This window comes from Johannesbaptistia floridana, assembly GCF_057440575.1.
On sequence record NZ_JALKVM010000285.1, the window covers coordinates 1 to 9357 of the forward strand.

The 9357-nt window shown below is 40.0% G+C and carries 7 protein-coding genes and 1 pseudogene; 2 read left to right on the forward strand and 6 right to left on the reverse strand.

Annotation, left to right across the window (positions count from 1 at the left end):
- Positions 1-202 precede the first annotated feature (202 nt).
- Both petE and MW688_RS17535 read left to right on the forward strand, forming a co-directional pair.
- The gene (gene petE, locus MW688_RS17530; RefSeq protein ID WP_486737307.1) at positions 203-592 is read left to right on the forward strand and encodes a plastocyanin; all 390 of its coding nucleotides are present in this window, start codon (positions 203-205) and stop codon (positions 590-592) included.
- 230 nt (positions 593-822) lie between these two features.
- Entirely contained in the window at positions 823-1218 is a 396-nt protein-coding gene (locus tag MW688_RS17535) for a hypothetical protein (RefSeq protein ID WP_486737308.1), read from the forward strand.
- Between the two features lie 398 nt (positions 1219-1616).
- Here MW688_RS17535 and MW688_RS17540 read toward each other — a convergent pair whose 3' ends face one another.
- The 6 genes and pseudogenes from MW688_RS17540 to MW688_RS17565 all read right to left on the reverse strand — a co-directional run bounded on the left by MW688_RS17540 (position 1617) and on the right by MW688_RS17565 (position 9229).
- Positions 1617-6278 carry an EAL domain-containing protein gene (locus MW688_RS17540; RefSeq protein WP_486737309.1) on the reverse strand — a complete coding sequence of 1554 codons (4662 nt, stop codon included), beginning with the start codon at positions 6276-6278 and terminating at the stop codon, positions 1617-1619.
- Between the two features lie 336 nt (positions 6279-6614).
- Positions 6615-7025: a PIN domain-containing protein gene (locus MW688_RS17545; protein ID WP_486737310.1), complete on the reverse strand. Its 411-nt coding sequence runs from the start codon at positions 7023-7025 to the stop codon at positions 6615-6617.
- A 1-nt stretch (position 7026) separates the two neighbouring features.
- A complete protein-coding gene (locus MW688_RS17550; protein WP_486737311.1) occupies positions 7027-7266 on the reverse strand; it encodes an antitoxin in 240 nt (79 codons plus the stop codon).
- A 423-nt stretch (positions 7267-7689) separates the two neighbouring features.
- Complete coding sequence (gene ruvA, locus MW688_RS17555) at positions 7690-8328, reverse strand: Holliday junction branch migration protein RuvA (RefSeq protein ID WP_486737312.1); 639 nt, start codon at positions 8326-8328, stop codon at positions 7690-7692.
- A 162-nt stretch (positions 8329-8490) separates the two neighbouring features.
- Positions 8491-8748 carry a hypothetical protein gene (locus MW688_RS17560; protein WP_486737313.1) on the reverse strand — a complete coding sequence of 86 codons (258 nt, stop codon included), beginning with the start codon at positions 8746-8748 and terminating at the stop codon, positions 8491-8493.
- Positions 8690-9229 (reverse strand): annotated as a pseudogene (locus MW688_RS17565) (alpha-amylase family glycosyl hydrolase). The gene MW688_RS17560 and the pseudogene MW688_RS17565 overlap by 59 nt, the downstream one beginning before the upstream one ends.
- Positions 9230-9357 lie beyond the last annotated feature (128 nt).

Here is a 9357-nt window from a genome sequence, read left to right on the forward strand (position 1 = left end):
TACTCTAATCAATAATTTTCTCTTAACAAAAGCAGTATTGGCTTTAGCCCTATCAAACCTAGAAATCTCTTGGACTAAAGTCCAACTACGAACCTGGTTTTAACTGGACAGGAGTATAAAATTACCTATTTCTTTGACACAGTGTCAAACTTTTATAGTAAAATTAGATACTGTAGAGATTTGTCAAGAAAGCAAAATTGTTATGTCAAAAAAACTAGCTTTAATTTTTTCAACCGTCGCTTTAGTATTAGTTACTTTTTTCACTTCAGTTAACCCTGCAAATGCAGAAACCTACACAGTTAAAATGGGAGCAGACAACGGACTACTTAAATTTGTTCCTGATACACTTACCATCAAACCAGGTGACACAGTCAAATGGGTAAATAACAAACTAGCTCCACATAATGCTGTATTCGATCCTAGTAAAATGGATTCAGATTTAGCTAAGTCACTATCTCAAAAAAGTTTACTGTTTTCCCCAGGAGATGGTTACTCAACTACTTTTCCTAAAGACATCGCCCCTGGTACTTATCCATACTACTGTGAACCTCATAGAGGTGCAGGTATGGTAGGTAAAATAATTGTTGAATAAGATAAAAATTAAATAATCAGATTTCCCTAACTAGCTTTGTTGACATTCTAGTTGGGGATTTGTCTTTTTTAAGTGCAAAGTAAGGGCGCTCATACTTGCGCCCTGCGTATTACTTTTGCCTCAGAGCCTATCTCCCTAGGGAAATTTACTTTTTCAGCCGTACCTTAGTTAAAGCAAAAATGAGATAATAAAACAGTAACAGCAATTGCAAATAAAAGAAGATAACAATTATGTTAGGTAAATTTCAACAAAGTAATTTGCGTATAGAAGTAGAAGCCTCTCAAAGTTTAATTGGGGAATACTTAATCCATCCCAGAAAACTACGAGAATGGATGTTGATAGGACAATTCTCTCAAGGATTACCAGAAAAATTCGTACCAGGATTAAGCTTTACTTCTAATTTGGGCATAAGTAAAATTGGTTATCAAGTTGAAATTGCTAATGATCATTGTTTGTGTTTTCTCTTGAGTCAGGGAATAGATGGCTATCATGAATGGCTTTGGGGAGATGGCTGGCTACAATCAAGTTTAGAAGGAATCTCTCTGTTACCTTTAAATTTAGCTCAAACAGCTACCCTGTTAGTATTTAAAGAATTTTTAGAAAATAAGAGTAGCTTAAAGAAATAGGCGATCGCCAGAAGAATTAAGAATTAAGAATTAATTTTGAGCTTCGCCTCATATCTTGCATCAGAACAAAAGTACTAAATAGGCCAACAGGCGAGAGGGGGAGCACCGGAGCAGGTTTTTAAGGATTTGCATCAATATTTAATTATATAATTAATTAAACATTAATGTTGGGTTATCTCCCTGCCCAACCTACAAAATCTAGTCTGAATACGCCTTTAGGGTCAACCAATTTTTAAGCGTTGAGCATTAATTCTTTAACTCATTACTCATTACTCATTACTCATTACTCATTACTCATTATTCATCCACAACCAGTAACTTTGGGTAAAGATGCGAGGGTCTGAGTTCGCGCCTTCGCGCCTTCTCCCGACGCTTGCCAACCGATTCAACAAAAGTTGTCAAACCGTCAGATTACGTCCTTGAGATAGAAGTGTTACCACGGCCTCTGAAGTTAAAGGGCGAGATAGAAAGTAACCCTGTCCGAACTCACAGCCTAATTCTTTTAACCATGCCAGTTGTTGAGAGGTTTCAATGCCTTCAGCGACGGCAGCCAATTCCAATTGGTCACTCAGGCTAACAACAGCCTGGACGATTTTGTAGTTTTTGTTACCTAGCTGCATTTTGCTGACGAAGGATTGGTCGATTTTGAGATAGTTGGCAGGCAGGTTATAGAGGTAGCTCAAAGAGGAATACCCTGTACCAAAGTCATCGATACTGATGCGAATACCGAGATCTTTTAATTGCTGAAGTAGGTTAATACTGATGTCGATATTTTCAATCAACATACTCTCAGTAATTTCTAAAGTTAAGGAAGTAGGAGGCAACTGAGTTTGCCCGAGGGTGTGCTGAATTGTTTCAACCAGAGTAGGTTGCCGTAAGTCTTGGGCTGAAAGGTTAATACTGATTTTGAGGTCCTCCATGTCTGGGAATTGGCGCTGCCAGGTAGCGACTTGCTCACAGGCTGACAGTAACATCCAGTGGGTAATGGGCACAATTAGCCCGGTTTCTTCAGCCACTGGAATAAATTGGGCTGGGGAAATAAATCCTTGGGTGGGATGTTGCCAGCGAATCAGGGCTTCAAACCCAGTTAATCTTTGAGTATGAAGATCTACGATGGGCTGATAATAGGTAACAAATTCCTGCTGATTGATCGCGATGCGTAAGTCATGCTCCAATTTCATACGTTGCATAGCTTGAACGTGCATTTCAACGTCAAAAATTTCGTATCTGCGGCGACCTTTAGCCTTGGCTTGATAGAGAGCGATATCAGCATCCCGGAGGATATCAGAGGCATCGGTATAGGTATTCGTGCCCCAAACAATGCCGATGCTGGTTGTGACAAAGACGCTGTGAGGGTTGACCACAATTGCTTGATCAAACTCAGCTAACAAGCGTTCGACTATATAGATAACAGTTTCGATGTCAGGAATATCCTCTAGTAAAATGACGAATTCGTCTCCTCCCAAACGAGCAGCTAAATCTGTTGAGGAAATTATGCTTCGTAGCTTTTGGGCAACCTTCAGTAATAACTTATCCCCAACCAGATGCCCGAGGCTATCATTAATCACCTTAAATTGGTCCAGGTCGAGAAATATTACCGCAAAGTGATAGGTATTTGATAGCTGTGCCTTTTGAATAGATGATTCTAATCGATTAGTGAGGAAGGTGCGATTGGGTAAATCGGTGAGGGCATCGTGAAGAGCACTGTAAATTAGTTGTTCTTCTGCTTGCTTGCGATCGCTAATATCCCGACAAATACAAAAATGCACAATCTCACCATTCAATACTTCTTGACTGTAGCTAATTTCCACATCGTAGACGGAGCCATCCTTACGACGATGGCGAGTTTCAAAATAAGGAGGTAAAAGAATTGTCCCATCAAGAATGGCTTGTAAATCTTCTCGTTTCAATTGGGCATCCCAATCAAACAAATTCAAGGTGTAAGTTTCCTCGATGGTATAGCCTAGCATTTGGGCAAAGCTAGAACTAGTCTTTAGGACACAACCCTGTTGATTTAACAGCACAATCCCGTCAATTGAGGTGTCAAAGAGAGTTTTACTCAGGAGTAGTTCTTGTTCTAGGGCAAGTTCTGTGTGTTTGCGATCAGTAATATCCCAATTCACCCCAATCATACTGAAGGGGCGACCTTCCTGGTCGCGCAGCACCATTCCATGGGCTTCGATGTAGCGGACAGTACCATCGGTCCACAGGACTCGAAACTCTGTATCAAAGTCTTTTTCCCCTTTTAAAGCTTGTTGTATTGCCTGATCAGAGATTTGCTGATCCTCTGGATGGACACCTAATTTCCAGGCTTGATAAGCTTCACTAAAGTCCTCTGGAGAGATTCCGTAGAGTTCATACATGCGGTTGTCCCAGATTAGACGATCTCTCAGGATATCCCATTCCCAAATACCTATATGAGCAGACCGAGCAGCTAATCCCAAACGATTAGTCAAATCCTGAAGTTGCCTTTCTACCTGTTTGCGATTAGTAATATCAGTATGTGTCCCGATGAATCTTAAAGGCTTACCCTCAGGATTCCATTCAATCACCTTGCCACGGTCTAGAATCCATCGATAGGAATTATCTTTGCAAAGAAGACGATGCTCATTTTGATAAAAGGGGGTTTTACCTCTTAAATGCTGTTCTAAATCCTCGTAGCATTGGGCTTTATCCTCTGGGTGAATGCGGCTACTCCACTCCTCTAAGCTATTACCAATTTCATCTTCCTCGTAGCCCAGCATGGCTTTCCACTGGCGAGAAAAGAACACTTGGTTGGTTTGAGCATTCCAATCCCATACGCCATCGCCTGAGCCTTCTAAGGCAAACTGCCAGCGAGCTTCGCTTTTCATCAGATTTGCTTGAATCTGTTTCCTTTCCTGGGCATTGGCAATGGTTTGACCCATAATTTGTAACAACCTGATAATCTCATCTTCCCACTTCATAGGTTCACTATAGGATGCAAAGCCCATGAAGCCTGTAACTTTTGATTTTTGAACCAGAGCAATAATCAAGAGGGAGACTATATTCAAGCTTCGCCAGTTAGCACAATCAACATCCGCTTCCTCCGGCAGCTCATCCAGTTGAAGTACATCGATAAGCTCCCGCTTTTTGAGCATCCTTATACACCAGGGAAAGTCGGCAAAAGGAATATTCTGGGCTTGTTCAATTTGAGGCTGATAGATGAATTTGGACCACTCATGGGTCATACTAAAGGTTTGAGCCGATTCATCAATTTGGAAAATGTAGCTCGTGTCAACCCCGGTCACCTTACCGATATCTTCTAAAGCCTGCTCGATTTCCCTATCCAGATTATCCGGGCTAAGATCAACAAAGCGACTAGTAATCTTGGCAATCAATTCATTAAAGTCTTTTTGGAGTTTAAGGGCAAGTTCTGTCTGTTTGCGATCGCTCACATCTAGAATTACCGTGTCCCATTCTACGACTCCATCGGGATGACGGGTTGGATGTCCAATTGCCTGTAACCACTTACGGCGACCTGATAAAGTGGTAATCCGCCATTCGTGGTGCCATGTTTCTAGGGTTCTAGCAGATTCTCTCACTGAGGCTTGCATGGCCGGTAAATCTTCTGGATCAATAATTTCCCAAAGCATACTGGCATCTTGTTCAACTAGATGAGCTTCAATTTCCCATAGGTTCAGGCAACCCGGACTCATATAGAGGACTGCGTCTGTGCCGTCTGGACGCAAAATATAGCGAAAGATAGCTCCCGGTAAATTGGCAGCTATCTTTCTGAAGTTGGCCTCGCTGGTTTGAATTGCTGAGAAAGATTCCTGAAGTTGCTGCACCATTTGATCAAAGGAGTCATTCAACTCACTTACTTCACAAATGTAATAATCTGTACTCCATTGTGGCAGTTGTGAGGGCTGTAAATTGCCTTGAGCGATTTTACGGGCAGTCTGGTTAAGCTGCCACAAAGGCCGGGTGATCCAGTTGGCCGTCAGGATGCTTGACCCAGTAGCCAAGGCTAGTGCTCCCAAGCATAACCAAATAGTGTTGCGTCTATTGGCATCAATCTGTGCCATAAAATCCTCTGCCTGGGCAACCACCACAATCCGCCAGTCGAGATTTAGATACTCTGGTAGCCGAGTGACTTGTACAAATTCCTGTTGATTATTGATGATTAGTTCAAAATTTTGAGCTGTGTCTCCTGAAGTCTGACTATCTACTTGGTCTAACAATGCCTCTGCGGCACCACGAGTAAAGGGATTTTGACTGTCTGTGGCTTGGAGCAGTTCTTTGATTTTTACGCCGTCGCGGTTAACTTCCCGGTATAGTTCTTCTCCTGTCGATGTGGCAATTAATCGTCCGGCACCGTCTAGGATAAATACTTGCCCTGACTCACCAATTGTGATAGAGTTCAGAAATTGGTCAATATGTTTCAGCGCGATGGTGCTGCTAAAAACTCCTAATAATTCACCGCGATCGCTATATACAGGCTGAGCTGCTGTAATCACTAAGCTCTCCGTGCTACGGCTAGTGTATACTTTACTCCAGATTGCCCTCTTAGCTTCCACTGCGGCTACATACCAGGGCCGTTTCAGTACATCTCCTGGTTCTAAATCAATATCTTGCCGTGGCTCAATGAAATCTCCCTGTTCATTTGTCGCATAGTATTTTAGATTACCTTTTGTGGCTTCATCAATCACTCCGATTTGCAGGTTCCCATCTGCATCCCGTCTGGCCCCAATATACTTTCCCTGTGGTGTAGCAAATACTGTGAAGCTTACTTCCTCAAAGGTTTGTAGTGATTTTACCAGATGGTACCTTAGGTTACGAATATCTTCCTTTTTTGTACTAATCTGTCCAATCTCTACATCATTAACATGGATACTGTTTAACTGAGGGGGCGTTTCTAAATATGTGGCGATGCGATCGCCTGTTAGGGTACTAACTTCATTCAGTAGTTGAATTGCCAGATCATGAACCGCTTGTTTTCCCTTGTGAATCGATAGTCCTGCTGTTAACCCTATTCCTGCTGCCACTTGTGCGACAATTATTACAATCAGAATTAGCTTTAACGGGGTTTTGGAAAGCATCGGATACACTGTTTTCCCTATTTTTCAAGGTTACAAAATATAAATATATATTCAGTCAACTACGAGCCGAGATTGCATTTAGTTATTTAGAGTCTACATCTATTATATTTTTTCAGATCACGGTTTTTTGAGTAAAGAGGCTAGTGTGAAGACAAGTTTTGATTTCAACATATTAAACGGATTTAATATTACCCCCATTACATTTTACCAACATTGCCCTAATTAGGTCAAATCTTTCGAGTCGATTCTTAAGCAGACTGACTCAAATGAGCGATCGCCACTTTTAGCCATTCTTCTATAGGCACATTTTCAATAGCCCGAAAGTGATTTGTTTTTTTAATTTGGGTTAAGCCAGTTTTCTACTTTTAAATCGGGAACACGAGAAAATTCACGAATATTGTTTGTAACTACGGTTAAATTTAGATTGAGTGCATGAGCAGCAATTAATAAATCATTACTGCCTATAGGTGTTCCTTTGCTTTCCAAATAAGTACGAATTTTAGCGTAATCATATTCGACATTACTGGTTAATGATAATACAGGAATCAGATCTAAAGCCAAGGAAATACGCTCTTTCAATCTGGGTGAGTTCTTTTTTTCCGCACCAAATTGAAGTTCACAGGCAACAATGATGTTGGTGCAAATTTTTTCTTCTCCAACTTCTCTGATTTTAGAAAATACTTTACCTGTTGGATGTCTAATTAAGTCTGATAAAGTGTTGGTATCGAGTAAATAATAATAAGACAATTTAAATTTCAATGTCATCTAAAGGTAATAATCCTTGGTCAACATCAGGAAATTCTTCGTCAACATCATCGAGGAGAGCGAAGACTTCCAGGAGAGATTTTTTCTGGTAAGGTTCTATAATAAGTTTTTTCTCTTCTTGTCGGATAATAACTTCTGATGTTGATAAAGTTAATTCTTGGGGAATGGGTAAGGTTTGAATATTGCCTTGTTGTATCAGTTTAACGTGGTATTCAGTAGACATGATAGGTAGTGTAATAAAGGTGTTGAACAAATTATACCAATAATGGTTTTTTGAGAAAGCGACGATTCCTTTGATCTATTTCTGAAGCATAAGTATGCACCCAAAGACACATAGTTGAGGGACTTCTGCAATAATGTAACCATCTTCATCAGGATAAAGAAGAACAATTCTCTGGTTTTTCGATTCGCTAGTATTCATAAATTTTAAGCCTTTATATGAGTATTTTCTTTGAAATGAGTTAAGTTTAATTTTGTCCGACTACTTAGCATACCTTAAGCAGATTGACTCAAATGAGCGATCGCCACTTTTAGCCATTCTTCTATAGGCACATTTTCCGTGAGTTGAGAATTTTGACTTTAAGCCTTTATATGAGTATTTTCTTTGAAATCAGTTAAGTTTAATTTTGTCCGACTACTTAGCACCTTAAGCAGACTGACTCAAATGAGCGATCGCCACTTTTAGCCATTCTTCTATGGGCACATTTTCCGTGAGTTGAGAATTTTGACTGATAGTAGCTATAGCTTGTTCAATTTCAATTTCAGTATATCCTAAAGCTAAAAGGGTAATCTCTAGGTCTTCTAAAATTTCCTGAGATGGTGCTGTGGCAAGAGACAATTCAGAGATATTAAGTAATTTACGCCATTGTTTAAGCTTAGTTTTTAATTCTAAAGCGATTCTATCAGCAGTTTTTTGTCCAACTCCAGGAGTTTTACAGAGACTGCGAGTATTTCCAGTGATAATTGCTTGTACTAACTCCTCTAAACCGAGACTGTCAATAAGAGCGATCGCCATTTGTGTGCCAATGCCACTAACACTGATTAATTGACGAAATAAATCTCTCTCCGGGGAGGAGGTGAAGCCATAGAGAATTGCTTTATCTTCTCTAACTTGATAGTGGGTAAAAATTTGTACTTGAGTGTTGGGAGTTAAATTGAGTTTTCTTACCAAACGAGAGGTAACTTGAATTTCATAACCAATACCATTAACATCAACAATCACCATGACGCGATTGTTGACAGAATTAATTATGGAATATACTTGACCATTTATATAACTAATCATTTATTCTTTAGAGATAAAAGCGAGGTAATATCAAATCCTTTTAATTAGTTATGATAAAACCTTTTCTTGATATTCTTTTCTTTACCTTCTTAGTCAAGTTTATATGTCAAACACCATTTTTTGTACTGCTATATAACTAATTCAACGGACTTGAGCTGCTTATCAGGAAATCATGACATATCTGGTGCTATATTCTATCCCTTGGTCTACTGGTAAAATCGACAGGTAACCAGTATTGCCTAAACGTCCTGTTGAGTATAATTGTTGAAGACTGCGCAGGACTTGGGGGGAGCGATCGCTATCTTTAAAAATGCGTTCAACCCAGTCAGGACCGGGTAAATGCAGTAACTGTTTATCCACTTTAGCCTTGTGAGTGAGAAGGTTTTCGGTTTCTTCCCCAATTATTAGGCGGCGAGCCATCTTCCTTGGCATCTGCCCAAACATACCAATCTGCTTTAGGGTTATCCCGGTTTTTACAGCTTTCTATAAACCAGGGATGTTGATCTCAAGTGTGATTCCAAACTCCATCAATTAGCACTTTAATTCCGTAGGTATGGGCAACATCTAACAAGCGGTCAAAGTGTTCCATCACCCCAAATAGAGGATCTATATCTCGCATGTCTGTAATATCATAACCCATGTCTTCCATTGGAGATTCAAAAATAGGACAAAGCCAAATTGCATCTACCCCTAAAGAAGAAATGTACTCCATTCTAGCAATAATCCCGTTGAGGTCCCCTACACCATTACCCGTTGTGTCTTGGAAACTATGAGGAAAAATTTGATAAATAACTGCGTGTTGCCACCAATGACCGTTGTGTTGTTGATTATTGGCATCTTCCCAAGTCCAAGCTCTACGGTTGATTACAGCATTTCTCCACCATTTTGTTTTCGTTGTCATCTCAGGTATATCAATATTATTTTTGAACTATAGTAAGGTTGGGTGTTATTTCAAAGAATATGGCCTAACTATCTAACTCATATCAAAGCACCAGAACTTATGTACTAAATTAACCTCAGAAAAAGTTC